The organism is Streptomyces sp. NPDC059248 (genome assembly GCF_042753905.1).
GTDB lineage: Bacteria > Actinomycetota > Actinomycetes > Streptomycetales > Streptomycetaceae > Streptomyces.
The window spans coordinates 63,771-79,736 of sequence record NZ_JBHYZV010000034.1; the positions used below are offsets into that span (position 1 = coordinate 63,771).

Below are 15,966 nucleotides of genomic sequence, written 5' to 3' on the forward strand. Positions count from 1 at the left end.
GCGCGTCGGGGACGCGGCGCCGGGGCCCGGGCGAACACTCGGGGAGCGGGCTCGGTCAGTAGACCGGCTTGTCCGGCTCGATCTGGTGGACCCAGCCGATGACTCCGCCGCCGACGTGGACGGCGTCGGAGAAGCCCGCCGCCTTCAGGACGGCGAGGACTTCCGCACTGCGGACACCCGTCTTGCAGTGCAGGACGATCTTCTTGTCCTGGGGCAGCCCCTGGAGGGCGGTGCCCATCAGGAACTCGTTCTTGGGGATCAGCTTGGCGCCGGGGATCGAGACGATCTCGTACTCGTTGACTTCCCGGACGTCGATGATCTCGATGTTCTCGTTGTCGTCGATCCACTCCTTGAGCTGCTTGGGAGTGATCGTCGAACCGGCCGCCGCCTCCTGCGCCTCCTCCGAGACGACGCCGCAGAACGCCTCGTAGTCGATCAGCTCGGTGACCGTGGGGTTCTCGCCGCAGACGGCGCAGTCCGGGTCCTTGCGCACCTTGACCTGGCGGTACTGCATCTCCAGGGCGTCGTAGATCATCAGCCGTCCGACCAGCGGCTCGCCCACGCCCGCGAGGAGCTTGATCGCCTCGGTGACCTGGATGGAGCCGACGGAGGCGCAGAGCACTCCGAGGACGCCGCCCTCGGCGCAGCTGGGCACCATGCCGGGCGGCGGGGGCTCCGGGTAGAGGCAGCGGTAGCAGGGGCCGTGCTCCGACCAGAAGACGGACGCCTGGCCGTCGAAGCGATAGATCGAGCCCCAGACGTACGGCTTGTCGAGCAGCACACAGGCGTCGTTCACCAGATAGCGGGTGGCGAAGTTGTCCGTGCCGTCGACGATCAGGTCGTACTGGCCGAAGATGTCCAGCACATTGTCGGCTTCGAGCCGCTCCTTGTGCAGCACCACATTCACGTACGGGTTGATACCGAGGACGGAGTCCTTGGCCGACTCGGCCTTGGACCGGCCGATGTCGGCCTGGCTGTGGATGATCTGACGCTGCAGATTCGACTCGTCGACCTCGTCGAACTCGACGATGCCGAGGGTCCCGACACCGGCCGCGGCCAGGTACATCAGGGCGGGGGACCCGAGGCCGCCCGCGCCCACACACAGCACCTTGGCGTTCTTCAGCCGCTTCTGCCCGTCCATCCCGACGTCCGGGATGATCAGGTGGCGGGAGTACCGGCGGACCTCGTCGACGGTGAGCTCAGCGGCTGGCTCGACCAGGGGTGGCAGCGACACGGGGACTCCGATGCGTCGGTAAGTCAGTACGGTTGTTCTCCCGTAACACTGCCACGCACCCTCTCATTCCGAGACACCTGGTCCGATCTGCGAGACAAAATCGTCCCAGTAGCCGGGCAGGCTCTTGAATGCCCCGGAATGTCCATCCGGGTACGCCTCGCCCACCGGACCGTCGCCACCCGCCGGACGGCCGGCCGTACGACCGGCCGTACAACCCGCCGGACGACCGGCCGGGCCGGCTGCCCGGCGGTCGGTGAAGAAGACCGTTCCGGCGCCCTGCCAGCGGGCGATCCGGGCTGCTTCCTCCAGATGTGTACGCGGCACTCCGTGGACGAAGTGCGCGAACCGCCCCGGTGGATGGTCGGCCGTCCACTGCGCCACCTGCGACCAGCGGTAGTCGGCCCAGGAGCCGCAGAAGGTGACGAGCTGGTCGGCGATCTCGGCGTAACCGGGGTGCGGATGCCCGTCGAGCCCCAGGACCAGATGCGGCGCCCCGCCCCTGGCCCGCCCGCCTCCGCTCCGGACCCCGGGGCCGGTCCCGACGACGCAGCCGACGGTGCCGGCGACCACGCGCAGGGCCGCCGTCGTCCGCCGTACGGCCGCAAGACCGTCGCGGTCCGCCGGGCAGCGGTCCAGCAGGAACCCGCCGACCCGGTACCAGCGCGCGTACCGCTCAGCTTCGGCGGCCAGCTCGCCGACGGGCCGGGAGCCGTGGGCGAGGTCGAGCCGCCCCAGGACCCGTACGCCCGCGTTGACCAGCCGCCCGGCGGCGGCCAGGCAGTCGGGGTCGGGGCGGTCCCCGGGGCCGTTGGCCACCGTGAGGCCGACCCAGTCCAGCGGGGTGCCCGGCCGGGTCAGCGCCGTCCACTCGGCGACGGCGAGCAGCGGATGGGCGTACCCGGGCACCCCGATCCGCAGCTCGCCCCACGCCCCGGCCCCAGCCCCGGCCACCCCCGCCGGTCCCGGGGCGCAACGGGTCCCCCGGCGACCGCCGCCGGTCAGATGCGGCATGCCGCCTCCATCCAGATATCGGCGAGCGACTCCTCCAGATTGATCCGGGGCCGCCAGCCGAGCCGGTCGCGGGCGGTCCGGATATCGGCCTGCTGCCAGTTGCCGCAGCCGTCGGGGTACGGGACGGGGGTGGCGCCGAGCTGTTCGAGGACGGATTCGCCGCGCGGCGCCCCGATCCCCGGCCCGCCGAGCGGTCCGTGCCCCGCGGCCCCCGGGTGGCTGCCGGGTCCGCCGTGGCCCGCGGGCCCGCCGAGCCCCGGGTGACCGGCGTGACCGTGGTTGGCCCCGTGCCCCGGGTGACTGCCGAGACCCGCGAGACCGCCGAGGCCACCGGGTCCGCCCCGGCCCGGCGGGATGTCCAGTTCGTGCAGCGCGCCCGCGTAGCCGGCGACCCGGGCGAGGACGGCCGCCGCGTCCCGGAGCCGTACCGCCCGCCCGGTACCGATATTGACCACGCCCTGCGCTGCGGAGAGCGACGCGGCGTGGACCGCGCGGGCCACGTCCCGTACGTCGACGAAGTCGCGCTGCACCCCGAGCCCGCTGAGCTTCAGCTCCCCGTCCCCGGACTGCATCGCCCGTCGCATCGCCTCGGCGAGGCGGCCGAGCGGCGACCCGGCCGGGGTTCCCGGGCCGACCGGGGAGAACACTCTCAGTACGACCGCGTCCAGACCGGAGCCGAGGACCAGCTCCGTCGCGGCCAGTTTGCTCACCCCGTACGGCCCGCCGGGCCGGGGGATCGCGTCCTCGGCGGTCGACGACCCCTGCTGGGAGGGCCCGTACTCGGACGAGCACCCCACCTGCACCAGCCGTGCGCCGCAGCCGCTGCGGCGGAGCGCCTCGCAGACGGTGGCGACCGCGACGGTGTTGTGCCGGGTCAGTTCGCGGGCGCCGCCGCGGGTGGCGCCGGCGCAGTTGATCACGACGCCCGGGTGGACGGCGGTCAGGAACCGGGTGAGCGCGCCGGGGCTGCCGCCCGCGAGGTCGAAACGCACATCGGCGTCGTCGCCGCGTCCGAGGGTCGTGAGATGGACGGCCGGATCGGCGAGCAGCCGGTCGGCGACGAAGCGGCCGAGGAACCCATTGGCGCCGAGCAGCAGCACCCTCATCGCGCGCCCCCGTCCTGACGGCGGGTCCGGGCTGGGGATTGGCGGGTCATGTTCGTGTTTCTCCTTCGGGTGTCGCTGTCGTGGGAGCGACGGCTGATCCGGCGGGAGCCGGTGGTACGGCACGGGCAACGGATACGGTTCGGGGCGCGCGGAGCCGGGGTCCGGGCGCCGGTGATACGGAGCGGGGCGGCCGCGGGCCGGGGCCGCGGGCGCGTGGTGCGGCGTGGTGGGCCGCCGGTCGTCAGGTGTGGGCCGAGGCCCGGGACAGTACGGCGGTGGCCCGGACCAGCAGCCCGGCCGCCGCCGCGCCGCAGACCAGGGCCGCCGTCCCGCCCGGGCCCCACGCGGCCGTCGCCGCGTCGACCGGCCGGGCCGCGGGCCCGAGGCCCGGGAGCCGCCCCGCGAGCAGCAGCAGCGGCGCCAGCGCCTGTCCGGCGCAGGCGGCGGCGAGCCCGGTGACCGCCGCCGCCGGGAAGCCGTGGACCACCAGCAGCCGGGCGGTGAACAGCAGCAGTCCGAGGGCGACGGCCGCGGCGGGCGTACTCCCGTCGCCGACGACGAGCGCCGTCGACCAGGCCAGTACCGCGACGGCGGCCGTACAGCTCGCGGCCACCCCCAGCAGCAGGGGGCGCATCCCGGCCGCGAAGTCGTCGAGCCTGCGGCTGTCCCCGAGCCTGCGCCGGGCGCTCACGGACAGCAGCCGCGCGCACCAGGCGGCGGGCGCCACGGAGAGCGCCAGCGCGATCAGGGGCGCGGGGGTCGGGGCGAGCGCCCCCGTCGGACCGTCCGCGCCGAGCCGTTCCGTCAGCCCTTCCCCGTACGCGGCGAAGCCGAGCAGGACGGCGGTCAGGATCGTGGTGGCCCACGCGGTACGGCCCCGGGCGCCGGTACGGGCGCTCAACGCCCCCCGCCGCAGGGCGAACAGCACGGCACCGGTGACGGCGACCGCGCCCAGCGCGACGACGGCGGTACGGGCGGCGCCGTCGAGGAGCGTCCAGCCGGTGGCCGCGGCGACGGCGGCGGCGCCGGGCAGCAGCGCGCGGGCGGCGCCCCCCTGCGCGCCTCCGGCGGGGGCCGTCCCCGCGGCGGGTTCGGCGGCGCCGTTGCCGGGCACCCGGGCGTACAACTCCTCGGCGAGAGAGAAGACGTCCCGGTGCCGGAAGCGGGCGGCGGTCCGGTCGGTGATCCCGTGGGCTTCGAGCCCGGCGGCGATCTCCAGCGGGTCGACGGCCCGTTCGCACAGGTCCCGGTGGCGGCGGAGCAGCGCCTTCACGGGATCGCCCGCCCCGGCGCGCGCCGGGGCCCCGGCGGCGCTCCCGGGTACGGACGCGGGGTCCGGGCGCGGGCCCGTGTCCGGTCCGGGGTCCGCGGGCCGCCCGGGAGGCTCACCGGCTCCCGGGCCACCGAGCAGGGCATGGGAGCGGGCGTCCCAGCCGCCGGGGCTGACGGGCGGACGAGGCCCGTCCTTGAAGACATCGCCTCCCAGAGGGCCGTCCCCAAGAGGTCCGTCCCTATGAGGTCCGCTCCTCAGCGACCCTTCTTCAACAGGTCCGTCTCCTGGCGGGTGGTGCGAGTGCGCGCCGGGGGGCGCGTACGCCCGCGTGCCCTCGTCATCGGGCGCGGCGGTTACGGGGCGCTGGGCGCCCGCCACCGGCCCGGCGACACGAGATCCGGTCATACGTGCGCCCCTTCCATCGCCGCCGGGACCGCGACCGCGGGAACCCCGTCTCCCCCGACGCCACCTACGGCACCCCGCTCCCAGCTGTCCCAGCGCCCCCAGCTCACGGGGGTGAACACCTCGGCGGGGCGCGCGAACGGCAGTGGATCGCCGCAGGCGCCGAGCGTCTCCCGGTGGACCGGCGAGCACGCGATGACCTCCAGATACAGCGCGTGGAAGGCCGCCGTGTTCCGTTCGGTCGTGAAGAGTTCCAGGGCGCGGGCGCGCGCGGCGGCGCCGAGCCGGGCCGCGCGCTCCGGATCGCCGAGCAGGGCGAGACAGGCGTCGGCGAGTGCGCGCGGACGGCGCGGGGGAACGACGAGACCCGTACCGCCGATCACCTCCACGACCGCGCCCGCGTCCGTCGAGACGGTGGCCCGGCCGCAGAGCATGGCCTCGACGAGGGTGCGCGGAAAGCCCTCGACGGCGCTGGCGGAGACGACGACCGCCCCGGCCGCGCACGCCTCGGCGGCCGTCCGTCCGCCGTGCGCGCCGCACGGGTCGAGGTGTTCGAAGGAGACGAGGTCGTCGCTCGCGGCGCGGATGTCCGCGCCCCCGCCGGGGAAGGCCCCGTCGGAGAAGAGCTGCGCGGCGAGCCACCGGCAGTGGTCGAGGTACGCGGCTTCCTCCTCGCCCCGTACCGCCGCCGTGAAGAGCCGGAGCCGGGCGCGCGGCTCCCGGGCGCGTACCTCCGCGAACGCGTGGAGCAGCCCGACCAGGTCCTTCCCGGGCTCGGCCGGACCCGCCCAGACCAGGGTGTACGGATCACCGGCCGCCGGGGACTCGCCGACGGCGGCGTACTCCTCGGCCGGGACACCGGGGTGGACCGTGCGCAGCTTCGCCGGGTCCGCGCCGCACTTCTGCTGCCAGCGCCGGATATCGGCGTCACCCGGGGTGATCAGCGCCGCCTGGGCGTACACCTCGGCGGTGAGGGCCCGCCGGAAGGCGGTGAGCAGGGCGCGTACCGGCGCGCTCAGCCGGATCCCGGTGGACGCGTCAGCGCCGCGTACGCCGGGGGTACGGCTCCGACCGCTCCCGCCCGGCGAACCGTCGGCGCGCTCCCCGGCACCCCCCGGGCCGCCCGCACCCCTCGGGCCGCCGGTGGCACCCGGGGCACCGGCGGCCGGACCCGGGACACCGCCCGGGAATCCGGTGCCGCCCCGGAGTCCGCCGGCCGCGGCCAGATAGTGGGCGCGCAGTTCGACCCCGTACTCCGTGACCAGCAGCGGTACTCCGCAGAAGCGTTTGGCCAACAGGCCGGGCAGCGCCGTGGTCCCGCCGGAGACGGCATGGCACAGATCGACGGCGCCGAGGCCGTCCGGGCCGTACCAGTCGAAGGAGAGCGGGCGCAGGGCCCGCTCCAACTCCCCGGCGAAAGCAAGGTAGTCGGGGACGGCGGCGGTGTGCACGCTCCGGTGTGCGCCGGGAGCGCGGCAGACGGATTCCACGATCCGCACGGCGCGTTCGGAGCGGAGCGCCCCGGCAAGTCCGCCGTGTTCCCGGGCGAGTTCGGCGAGTCCGTACAGTCCGGCCGCGAAGCCATCGGCGGTACCGGCCGACCCGGTCGCGGCACCACCGGCGCGGACGGCCGTGACCAGGTCCGTGAAGTGCTCGGCGAAGCGCCCGCGGGCGCGGCGGCCGAGGGCGGCGCCGCCGTCGTCGGGCGATCCGGGGGGCGCGATCGTCAGCCGTCGTACGCGGGGCGCGGACGCGGGGAGGCCGGGACGGTGCCCCGCGCCCCCGGATCCGCGGGACGGCGCGGCGTGCGCCCCTTCCCCGGCGGCTCCGGCGTGCGCGGTGTGGTCGGCGTAGACGTACACATCGAACTCGTGCTGAGTGAGCCCGCGCACGAGCCGGTCGCACCAGTCGGCTCCGTCCGGCGTGTACGGACGGCTGTCGTCCGTGAGCAGTCCGATCCGCATGAACGCACCCCCGATCTCCCTTGTCGGCGCCCGCCGTTGAACTCGGCGGCACGCGGCGGAACGACCGTAAGCCGGGGTCACGGGGGTACGACGGACGGTTGTCCGCCGCGCCACCGGAAGGGGTGAATACCCGTGACTTTCCCCGCGCGGTAGCGTTCTGTCGCGCTATGAGTGCACTCTGTCACCGAAGGTGAAGCATGGGCCATGCATTGACCCGCGTCCACGCGTCACCCGGACACGCGAAGGCAGGGCAGGCCGAAGGCGGGGCGAGACGGGACGAGAACGGGCCTGGCGAGCCGGAGGACGAGAAACGGGAGCCGGGAAGCGGGAGGCGGGAGACCTCAGCCCTTCGGGTGAACCCACGGATTGGGCAGGCAGCGGATCCCGTCGATATTGAGGGACTTGGTCTGCTGCTGCATCACCGGGGCGAGCGTGCCCGCCTTGGCGCAGTCGGTATGGCCGTGTCCGAGCCGGTGGCCGACCTCGTGGTTGATGAGCATCTGCCGGTAGGCGAACATCGCGTCCGGCCCGTAGGTATCCGAACCCAGTCCCCACCGATAGGCGTTGATCATCACCCGTTCCGTCAGGGCCGAGTCGCAGCTCACCTTGGAGATGGAGGTGACGAGGTCCGACTTGGCGCACCACACGTCGGTGGTGCCGGGGCTGGCGAGGGTGATCACGAAGTCGGATCGCCCGGAGGAGACCCGTTCGAAGCTCATATCGCCGTCGCCCGCCCAGCTCCGCCGGTCGTTGAGGGTCCGCTGGACGGCCGTGGCGAACAGGACGCCGTCCATCCGGAGCCCCTTCTCGATATCCACCCGGTAGCGGATCACCTTGCCCTTGCCGGGTCCCTTGTCGAAGCCGGGGACGGTCTCGAACGTACCGTCGGCGGTCAGTTCCGGGTCCACCGGGAACTGAGTGGCCATCAACTGCTCGTAGGTGGGGGCCTGGGGCTTGGTATCGCGGACGGGCGGCGGCGGGCGCCGGTCGTCGGAGCGGGAGGCCGCCCCGGTGTCCCCGGCGCGTTCGCCGTCGCTGGTACTCGTACCGGGCCTGCGCTCGTTCTCGGCGGCGACCTGGCCCGCGACGACGACCGCGAGCACGGTGGTCACGGCGGCGGCGGCGATCCCGGTGAGGGTACGGCCCTTGCTGGGGGCGAGGGGACGCCGCGGCTCGGGGACGGGCGCGGGGGCCTCGGGCCCCGCGTCGCGCGCGCCGTCCCGGGGCGGCTCGGTCCCGGAGTCGCGGAGCGCGTTCGGCTCTTCGCCCGCGACGGGCGCGCCGAAGGCGTCGACGAACTCCCGGCGCGGGCCCGGTATCCGGGAGCCGGCCGGCGGCCCTTCGGGTCGGGGCCCCCGCCCCGTGCCCGGCGCGCCACCGGGCCCCGGCACGGAATCCGGCGCAGCGGGCCCCGGAGCGCCGTGCGGCGGTACGGCGGTACCGGCGCCGGTGCCCCAGCCGCCGCCCGCCTCGTGCTGCTCGGGATGGCCGCCCCGGGTGGCCGGGGCGCCGTATCCGGAGGCCGTGTGCTCGGAGCCGTACGCCACGGAGGCATGTCCGGCCGCGCCCTGCGGAACCCGCCCGTGCGGGCCGGGACCGTGCGTGCCGCCCGCGGGGCCCTGCGCGCCGTAGGGGGCCGGGCCCCGGGCGGCGGGTCCCTGGGGGAACTGCCCCTGCGGGAACGGCCGGGCCGCCGGGCCCGCGGGGCCGTGGCCGGGGTGCTGTCCGTGGCCGGAGTGCTGTCCGTGGCCGGAGTGCTGTCCGGGTCCGGAGCCGTGGCTCGGGGTGGGGCCGGTGGGTGTGCCGTAAGAGGGGTACGGGGCGTGGGATCCGGTGTCCTGGAGGCCCGCCGGGCCGTGGCCGGGCGCGCCGCCCGCGTAGTACCCGCCACCGTGGGACCCGTCGGGGGAACCACCGTGCGGGCCGGGGCCGCCGGGTCGGCCGCCGGGCTCGTAGCCGCCGTGCCCGGGGTGGGCGGCGGGCGCGGGGGCCTCCTGGTAGCGGGCCTCGCCCCCGAAGGCGTCACCCGCGGCGGACGCGCCGGACGCCTCCGGCGGTGTGCCCGCGTCCGGGCGCGCCGAACCCGCCCCGGCACCCGAACTCGGTGGGGGCTGCGATCCCTTGGGCACGGGGCCCTTACGGCTGTGTCGTCCCACGGGCCCCGATCAGCTCCTGCCGCAGTCGTCGATCACTTCCCGGATCGCCTGCGCGACCGTCTCCGGGTACTCCATCATCGCCACATGCCCGGCGTCCGGGAGCGTCACCAGCCGTGAGTCCCGGAAGGCGGCGGACGCTCTGCGGGCCATGCGGTACGAGACGAGTCGGTCCCGCCCCCCGTACACCAGCAGCGTCGGCGCGAGCACCCGCTCCGCCTGCCGCCACAGGCCGTGTTGGCCGCCAATGGTGTACGCGTCGACGATACCGCGCGCCGAGCGGGCCATCGCGTCCCAGAAGTACGGCAGCCGCATCCGCCGTTCCATCTCGGCCACCGCGTGCCCGAAGGCCTCCTCCGAAACCCTGCCGGGATCGCCGTAGCAGAGCGCGATGACGCCCCGGGTCCTGCGCTCGGCGGGCCAGTCCCGGGAGGCGCGGGCGAAGAGACCGGGGACACCGGGCAGGGCGAGCAGCGCGGTGGGGACGGCGGTCCGCTGGACCCGCAGCTCGGGCAGGGCCGGGGAGATCAGGCTCAGGGTGCGGACCAGATCGGGGCGTACGGCGGCGACCCGGGTGGCGACGGCCCCGCCGAGGGAGTTGCCGATCAGATGGACCGGTCCGCGCCCGGCGGCTTCCAGATAGCGGATGACGGCACGCGCGTGCCCGGTGAGGGAGTAGTTGCCGTCGTCGGGCGGCGGGGAGTCGCCGAAGCCGGGCAGGTCGACCGCCTCGCCGTCCACGGCGTCCGCCAGCAGCGGCATCAGGGCCGACCAGTTCTGGGAGGAGCCGCCGAGGCCGTGGACGTAGAGCGCGGGGGGCAGTCCGGCGCGCGCCGGGGGCCGGGAGCGGACGTTGAGACTCAGTCCGGGGAGCGCGACGCTGCGCAGCTCCTCACCCTCGGCGACCCGTACGGCGGCGACCTCGGGGACCACGGCGGCGATGAGGGGGGCGCCGGGCAGCTCGGTCGAAGACATGCGGCAATGTTACGAGAGGATCACACCGCGAAACGTGTGTTCGGCGTCACAAGGGGCAGGGGATTGTAGAGCGCCGGGGTTGGCGGGCTCCTGCGCTCGTCAGAACGGATGGACAACAAAACGCCAACGAAACACCAATAAAGGAGGACAATCAGAGGGCGACCGGATGACGAGCGCCCGAGGCTTCCGCTTCCGGAGGAGCGACCGGGAGTTCCCGGACCAGCGCGGACCGGCGCGGACCGGCTCGGACACGCGCGAAATCCAGTTCGGACCAGCGCGGACCGGCCCCGAGGAAGAGGTGTCCCATGGCTGACGTCGACCCCACCGATCCGAACCCGGCCGAGGCCCCGAACAGTGTCGGCGAGACCTCCGCCGGTGAGACGACGGACCCCGCGACGGCGGTCCCGGAGGCGGACGCCGCCGAACAGCACACCGATGTCCGTCCCCTGCACGACGAGGCGCCCCGGATCGACCGCGACCGGGCGACCGAGGCCGACGCCGTGGAGCAGTCGCGCGTGGTCGCCCTCGACGAGGACGACTACCGGTGATCCGGTGCGGACTCGCGGTGACAGGGGACCCGGCGGACGGGGGCGATCCGGTGGCGTGCCCCTCTTTGCCCCCGAATCGGGAGCTACCGCGACTGTCCGGTCCGTGAAATTCTGCGTCCGCGACGCGCGCGGCCGGGTTACCCAAAAGTACGATGGCGGGCGCGGCGACGACCGCGCAGGGAACAATTTTGGGAGGCGGCCGTGACAGCCATCGAGCAGACAGAGGCGGCTCGCCCGCGGGGCACCCGGCTGCCACGCCGAGCCCGCAGAAACCAGCTCCTGGGCGCCGCCCAGGAGGTCTTCGTGGCGCAGGGCTACCACGCGGCGGCGATGGACGACATCGCCGAGCGCGCCGGGGTCAGCAAGCCGGTGCTCTACCAGCACTTTCCCGGGAAGCTCGAACTGTATCTGGCCCTGCTGGACCAGCACTGCGACGCCCTGCTCCAGGCGGTCCGCGCGGCGCTCGCCTCGACCACCGACAACAAGCAGCGGGTCGCGGCCACCATGGACGCCTATGTCGCCTACGTCGAGGACGAGGGCGGGGCCTTCCGGCTGGTCTTCGAGTCCGATCTGACGAACGAGCCCGCGGTGCGCGAGCGCGTGGAGCGGGTGTCGCTCCAGACCGCGGAGGCGATCTCCGCCGTCATCGCCGAGGACACGGATCTGTCCAAGGACGAGTCGATGCTGCTGGCCGTGGGGCTCGGCGGTGTCGCCCAGGTGGTCGCCCGGTACTGGCTCTCCCGGGATACCGGTATCCCGCGGGACCGTGCCGTGGCGCTGCTGTCGTCGCTGGCGTGGCGGGGCATCGCGGGCTTCCCGCTGCACGGCGCGGAGTCGCAGGGCGAGCCGCAGCGCTGATCGGTCCGGGCCGCGACGCCGAAGCGCCGACGCCCGGGATTCCGTGCCGCCCGGGATCCGGGCCCGCCTCTTTGCCCGCCTCCCCATACAGGGCGGACCGTATCGCCGTCCGTACGGACGCCCGCTCCCCCGGGCTCTCCCGAGACCGTTCCGCCGGCTGATCCGCGCCTCCGCCGCCGCCCCGGACGCGCTGTTCGCTGATGGCGTGGTCCCGCGCGTCCGAGCGGGCCCACCGCCGGACTAATGTGTCCTGGGTACGGCGCGGTGATCGCGCAAGGCACTGACCGTTCGGAGGGACATAGCCGTGGAGGTCAAGATCGGCGTACAGCACACGCCCCGGGAGATCGTTCTCGAGAGCGAGCTGACCGCCGACGAGGTCGAGAAGGCCGTGGGCGAGGCGCTGGCGGGCAAGGCGCGGGTACTGAGCCTCACGGACGACAAGGGCCGCAGGATTCTGGTGCCGGCCGACCGGATCGCGTACATCGAGATCGGTGAGCCCGCCGCGCGGCGCGTGGGCTTCGGCGCGCTCTGACCGAACGCGTCGAGCAGGGCCCCGGCGGGCGTCCCGCCGGGGCCCTGCCGTGTCCGCGGCCCGGAACGCCCGGCGGCGGGGAGCCCGCTGCGCCGGAGTGGTTACCGGGCCTCACGGAGGGTTGTTTCCCCCGGCCAGGGGGTAGTACGGGCTGTAACCGCATCCCCCGTTCCGTGTTCGTGAGGTGATCCGCAGTGCTCCTGGCAACGATCGGCTCGGTCCTGCTCGGCCTCGCCCTGTCCTGGGCCGCCGTCCGTCGTCTCGCCGATCGTCTCCCGGAGCGCCGCGCGGTCTTCGTCGCCGGTCCCCTGGGCGCGCTCTTCGGCGCCTATCTGACCCATGTGGCCCTGGGCCCCGGGCACGTCGCGGCACTGCTTCCGGGCGCCGTGCTGGTGGGAGCGGTCACCCTCTCCCTGCTGGTACGCCCGACCCGGCCCCGGCTGCGCGGCCGCGCCCTGCCGTTCTGATCCACCGGACGTTCTGATCCACCGGACCGGCCGGGTCCTCCCGGCCGGGAGGACGCGGCCGGTTCAGGACGCCAGGTCGAGGGCGGCCATCCGCTTGGTGTGGGCCTTGGTGATCCGGGAGAACATCTTGCCGACCTCCGCGAGGTCGAAGCCGTCCGCGACCCCGCCGACCAGCATCGTGGAGAGCGCGTCCCGCTCGGCGACCACCCGCTGGGCCTGCGAAAGCGCCTCGCCCATCAGCCGTCGCGCCCACAGCGCGAGCCGTCCCGCGATCCGCGGGTCGGCGTCGATGGCGGCCCGCACCTTCTCGACGGCGAAGTTGCCGTGGCCGGTGTCGTCGAGGACGGCGAGCACCAGCGCCCGGGTGTCGGAGTCGAGATGGACGGCGACCTCCCGGTAGAAGTCGCTGGCGATCGAGTCGCCGACGTACGCCTTGACGAGCCCCTCCAGCCAGTCCGACGGCGCGGTCTGGTGGTGGAAGTCGTCCAGGGCCTTGGCGAAGGGCTCCATGGCGGCGGTGGAGTCCTCGTCGACGGCCGTCAGCCGGTCCCGCAGCCGCTCGAAGTGGTGGAACTCGGCGGACGCCATCTTCGCCAGCTCGGCCTTGTCGCCGAGGGTCGGCGCCAGCTTGGCGTCGTCGGCGAGGCGCTCGAAGGCGGCCAGCTCGCCGTAGGCCAGCGCGCCCAGCAGATCCACGACGGCCGCGCGGTACTGGGGGTCGGCGGACGCCGTGGCCCAGTCCTGGGCGGCGATCCCGGTGGGCTCCGCGGTCGTCACGGGCTCCGCGGGCTCCGCCGTCGTCGCGGACTCGGCGGTTCGGTCGGGCTCGCCGGGCTCGTCGGGTCCGGGGGCGTGATCAGGCGTCTCCATGAACCGCACAATAGCTCGCCGCGCCCCTCCCGTAAGGGGCCGGTGACCGCCGTTCCGGGTGACCACGGGTCCGTGCGCGGCCCCCGGTCGCCCGGGTACGGCCGCCGGATCCCGGGGCCGCAGGGCCGCCCGTCCGGGTTTCCGTGACATCCGCCAACACACATGCGCGAATCCGGGGTACAGTGGTATGGCGCCTACTGGAGCGTTGTGACAGTTGTGTAGACCATTCGTGGTCGACTGCACGATGATTCGGTGGGCCATCGCAGTGTTTCACTGAGGAATGAAGGTTGCCGACCCTGATCCTCCGGGCTTTTCCAGGTCCGAGGGGGTTTGGTGGCCCTTCTGACCCCATGAGGATGCCCGGTCGGTGGCACGATCGGCTCCGAACCGACCGCCCTCCGCGCGGACCGTGCGCCACTTCGCGTACGACCGCAGACGAGGGGCTCCCTCAGCGGCACGAGCGCTCGAGCGACGGCAGTGGTCCCGCGCCATCGGCCAACCCGCGGCCGGACAGCACCCCGGTGCGACACCCAGGTGCGGTACGACCCCCATCGCTCGCCTCTAGCCGCGTCTCACAGAAGAGGCAACATCCTGACTACGCAGACGACGACTTTCCGGGATCTCGGGATCCTGCCGGAAACCGCCGAGGCTCTCGAAGCCGTCGGCATTCTCAATCCTTTCCCCATCCAGGAGATGACCCTCCCGGTCGCCCTCTCGGGCTCCGATGTCATCGGCCAGGCCAAGACCGGTACGGGCAAGACGCTCGGCTTCGGTCTGCCGCTGCTGGAGCGGGTCACCGTCCCCGCGGACGTGGAGGCGGGCCGGGCCAAGCCCGAGGAGCTCACCGACGCGCCGCAGGCGCTGGTCGTGGTCCCGACCCGGGAACTGTGCACCCAGGTCACCAACGACCTGCTCACCGCAGGCAAGGTCCGTAACGTCCGGGTCCTCGCGATCTACGGCGGCCGGGCCTACGAGCCGCAGGTCGAGGCGCTCAGGAAGGGCGTCGACGTGATCGTCGGCACCCCCGGGCGACTCCTCGACCTGGCCGGACAGAAGAAGCTCGATCTGTCGAAGGTCCGCGCCCTCGTCCTCGACGAGGCCGACGAGATGCTCGACCTGGGCTTCCTCCCCGATGTCGAGAAGATCATCCAGCTGCTGCCGGCCCGCCGGCAGACGATGCTCTTCTCGGCCACGATGCCGGGCGCGGTCATCGGCCTCGCCCGCCGCTATATGTCGCAGCCCACGCATATCCGCGCCACCGCGCCGGACGACGAGGGCGCGACCGTCGCCAACACCACCCAGCGGGTGTACCGCGCGCACTCCATGGACAAGCCGGAGCTGGTCTCCCGGATCCTGCAGGCCAACGGCCGCGGACTGGCGATGATCTTCTGCCGGACGAAGCGGACCGCGGCGGATATCGCCGACCAGCTCGCGCGCCGCGGCTTCGCCTCCGGCGCGGTCCACGGCGACCTGGGCCAGGGCGCCCGCGAGCAGGCCCTGCGGGCCTTCCGCAACGGCAAGGTGGACGTCCTGGTCTGCACCGATGTCGCCGCGCGCGGTATCGATGTCGAGGGCGTCACCCATGTGATCAACTACCAGTCGCCGGAGGACGAGAAGACCTATCTCCACCGGATCGGCCGGACCGGCCGCGCGGGTGCTTCGGGCACCGCGGTGACCCTGGTGGACTGGGACGACATCCCCCGCTGGCAGCTGATCAACAAGGCGCTGGACCTCAAGTTCCCGGACCCCCCGGAGACGTACTCGACCTCCCCGCACCTCTTCGAGGAGCTGGACATCCCGGCCGGCACCAAGGGTGTGCTGCCCCGGGGTGAGCGCACCCGCGCCGGTCTGGCCGCCGAGGAGCTGGAGGACCTGGGCGAGACCGGTGGCCGCGGCCGTCGGCAGTCCGCGCCCGCCGCCGCTCCCGCGCCGGCCGAGCGGCCCGCGCGGACCCGCACCCCGCGTCAGCGCCGCCGTACCCGGTCGGGCACCCCGGCCGACAACGGTGCCGCCGTGGTGGCGCCCGAGCAGAGCCGGACGGACTCCGGCGCCGACGGCGTGGCCACGGAAGCCTCCGCGGTACGGACGCCGAGGCGTCGCCGTCGTACCCGCTCGGGCTCGTCCGACCGCCCGGCCGCGGTGAACGCGGCGACGGCGGTGGAGCCCGAGGCCCCGGCCGCCCCGGTCGTGCCCGAGCAGTCGTCGGCGCCCCGGGTCGAGACGGAGCGGCCCGCCGATGAGGCCGTGAAGTCGCGTCGCCGCCGGACCCGCGCCGCCAAGCCGGTGGAGGCCGGGGAGACGGCCGCGGCCGTCGAGCCGGTCGTCGCGCCTGCCGTCGTGCCGGAGCCCGCGGCCGAGGTCGTCGTGGTCGAGCCCGCCGAGCAGGCCGTGAAGCCGAGGCGGACGCGGACCCGCAAGACCGCCGAGGTCGCGACCGAGGCCGCCGTGGCCGAGGTAGCAGCCGAAACGGCCGAGCCGGTCGAGACGACGGAGAAGCCGAAGCGGACCCGTACCGTCAAGAAGGCCGTCGCCACCGAAGCCCCCCAGGCCGAGGCCGACGCCCCCGCCAAGCC

The 15,966-nt window shown here is 74.2% G+C and carries 13 protein-coding genes; 5 read left to right on the forward strand and 8 right to left on the reverse strand.

What is annotated here, in order from left to right:
• Nucleotides 1-55 precede the first annotated feature (55 nt).
• The 7 genes from moeZ to ACFXG1_RS17050 all read right to left on the reverse strand — a co-directional run bounded on the left by moeZ (nucleotide 56) and on the right by ACFXG1_RS17050 (nucleotide 10,118).
• Nucleotides 56-1,234 carry an adenylyltransferase/sulfurtransferase MoeZ gene (gene moeZ, locus ACFXG1_RS17020; protein WP_384743251.1) on the reverse strand — a complete coding sequence of 393 codons (1,179 nt, stop codon included), beginning with the start codon at nucleotides 1,232-1,234 and terminating at the stop codon, nucleotides 56-58.
• Between the two features lie 63 nt (nucleotides 1,235-1,297).
• Nucleotides 1,298-2,245, reverse strand: coding sequence for a spherulation-specific family 4 protein (locus tag ACFXG1_RS17025; protein WP_384743253.1), 948 nt, complete (start codon nucleotides 2,243-2,245; stop codon nucleotides 1,298-1,300).
• Nucleotides 2,233-3,351: an NAD-dependent epimerase/dehydratase gene (locus ACFXG1_RS17030; protein ID WP_384743256.1), complete on the reverse strand. Its 1,119-nt coding sequence runs from the start codon at nucleotides 3,349-3,351 to the stop codon at nucleotides 2,233-2,235. Before ACFXG1_RS17030 ends, ACFXG1_RS17025 begins: the two co-directional genes overlap by 13 nt.
• A 241-nt stretch (nucleotides 3,352-3,592) precedes the next feature.
• Entirely contained in the window at nucleotides 3,593-4,624 is a 1,032-nt protein-coding gene (locus tag ACFXG1_RS17035; protein WP_384743259.1) for a hypothetical protein, read from the reverse strand.
• A 401-nt stretch (nucleotides 4,625-5,025) separates the two neighbouring features.
• The gene (locus tag ACFXG1_RS17040; RefSeq protein WP_384743261.1) at nucleotides 5,026-6,990 is read right to left on the reverse strand and encodes a glycosyltransferase; all 1,965 of its coding nucleotides are present in this window, start codon (nucleotides 6,988-6,990) and stop codon (nucleotides 5,026-5,028) included.
• A gap of 341 nt (nucleotides 6,991-7,331) precedes the next feature.
• On the reverse strand, nucleotides 7,332-9,146 hold the full coding sequence (locus ACFXG1_RS17045; protein ID WP_384743264.1) for a DUF3152 domain-containing protein: 1,815 nt from the start codon (nucleotides 9,144-9,146) through the stop codon (nucleotides 7,332-7,334).
• Nucleotides 9,147-9,155: 9 nt separating this feature from the next.
• Entirely contained in the window at nucleotides 9,156-10,118 is a 963-nt protein-coding gene (locus ACFXG1_RS17050) for an alpha/beta fold hydrolase (RefSeq protein ID WP_384717655.1), read from the reverse strand.
• A gap of 305 nt (nucleotides 10,119-10,423) precedes the next feature.
• Between ACFXG1_RS17050 and ACFXG1_RS17055 the strand changes: the two genes are divergently transcribed.
• The 4 genes from ACFXG1_RS17055 (at nucleotide 10,424) to ACFXG1_RS17070 (ending at nucleotide 12,523) form a co-directional block, all read left to right on the forward strand.
• Nucleotides 10,424-10,666: a hypothetical protein gene (locus ACFXG1_RS17055; RefSeq protein ID WP_384717652.1), complete on the forward strand. Its 243-nt coding sequence runs from the start codon at nucleotides 10,424-10,426 to the stop codon at nucleotides 10,664-10,666.
• Nucleotides 10,667-10,867: 201 nt separating this feature from the next.
• Nucleotides 10,868-11,524, forward strand: a complete 657-nt coding sequence (locus tag ACFXG1_RS17060; RefSeq protein ID WP_384717649.1) for a TetR/AcrR family transcriptional regulator — start codon at nucleotides 10,868-10,870, stop codon at nucleotides 11,522-11,524.
• 304 nt (nucleotides 11,525-11,828) lie between these two features.
• Nucleotides 11,829-12,056 (forward strand): DUF3107 domain-containing protein, encoded by a 228-nt coding sequence (locus ACFXG1_RS17065; RefSeq protein ID WP_384717646.1) that lies wholly within the window; start codon nucleotides 11,829-11,831, stop codon nucleotides 12,054-12,056.
• Nucleotides 12,057-12,250: 194 nt separating this feature from the next.
• On the forward strand, nucleotides 12,251-12,523 hold the full coding sequence (locus ACFXG1_RS17070) for a hypothetical protein (RefSeq protein ID WP_384717643.1): 273 nt from the start codon (nucleotides 12,251-12,253) through the stop codon (nucleotides 12,521-12,523).
• A 63-nt stretch (nucleotides 12,524-12,586) separates the two neighbouring features.
• Here the strand turns inward: ACFXG1_RS17070 and ACFXG1_RS17075 are convergent, their stop codons facing one another.
• Nucleotides 12,587-13,402, reverse strand: coding sequence for a ferritin-like fold-containing protein (locus ACFXG1_RS17075; RefSeq protein ID WP_384720569.1), 816 nt, complete (start codon nucleotides 13,400-13,402; stop codon nucleotides 12,587-12,589).
• A 684-nt stretch (nucleotides 13,403-14,086) separates the two neighbouring features.
• On the opposite strand from ACFXG1_RS17075, the gene ACFXG1_RS17080 reads away from it, so the two are divergent.
• A partial coding sequence (locus tag ACFXG1_RS17080) for a DEAD/DEAH box helicase (RefSeq protein ID WP_384743270.1) occupies nucleotides 14,087-15,966 on the forward strand: 1,880 nt, incomplete at its 3' end.

What these genes read in the sequence shown, in the direction of transcription:
- ACFXG1_RS17025 (WP_384743253.1), bottom strand. Translation starts at nt 2,245, where the DNA reads ATGCCGCATCTGACCGGCGGCGGTCGCCGGGGGACCCGTTGCGCCCCG.
- ACFXG1_RS17030 (WP_384743256.1), bottom strand. Translation starts at nt 3,351, where the DNA reads ATGAGGGTGCTGCTGCTCGGCGCCAATGGGTTCCTCGGCCGCTTCGTC.
- ACFXG1_RS17040 (WP_384743261.1), bottom strand. Translation starts at nt 6,990, where the DNA reads ATGCGGATCGGACTGCTCACGGACGACAGCCGTCCGTACACGCCGGAC.
- ACFXG1_RS17055 (WP_384717652.1), top strand. Translation starts at nt 10,424, where the DNA reads ATGGCTGACGTCGACCCCACCGATCCGAACCCGGCCGAGGCCCCGAAC.
- ACFXG1_RS17050 (WP_384717655.1), bottom strand. Translation starts at nt 10,118, where the DNA reads ATGTCTTCGACCGAGCTGCCCGGCGCCCCCCTCATCGCCGCCGTGGTC.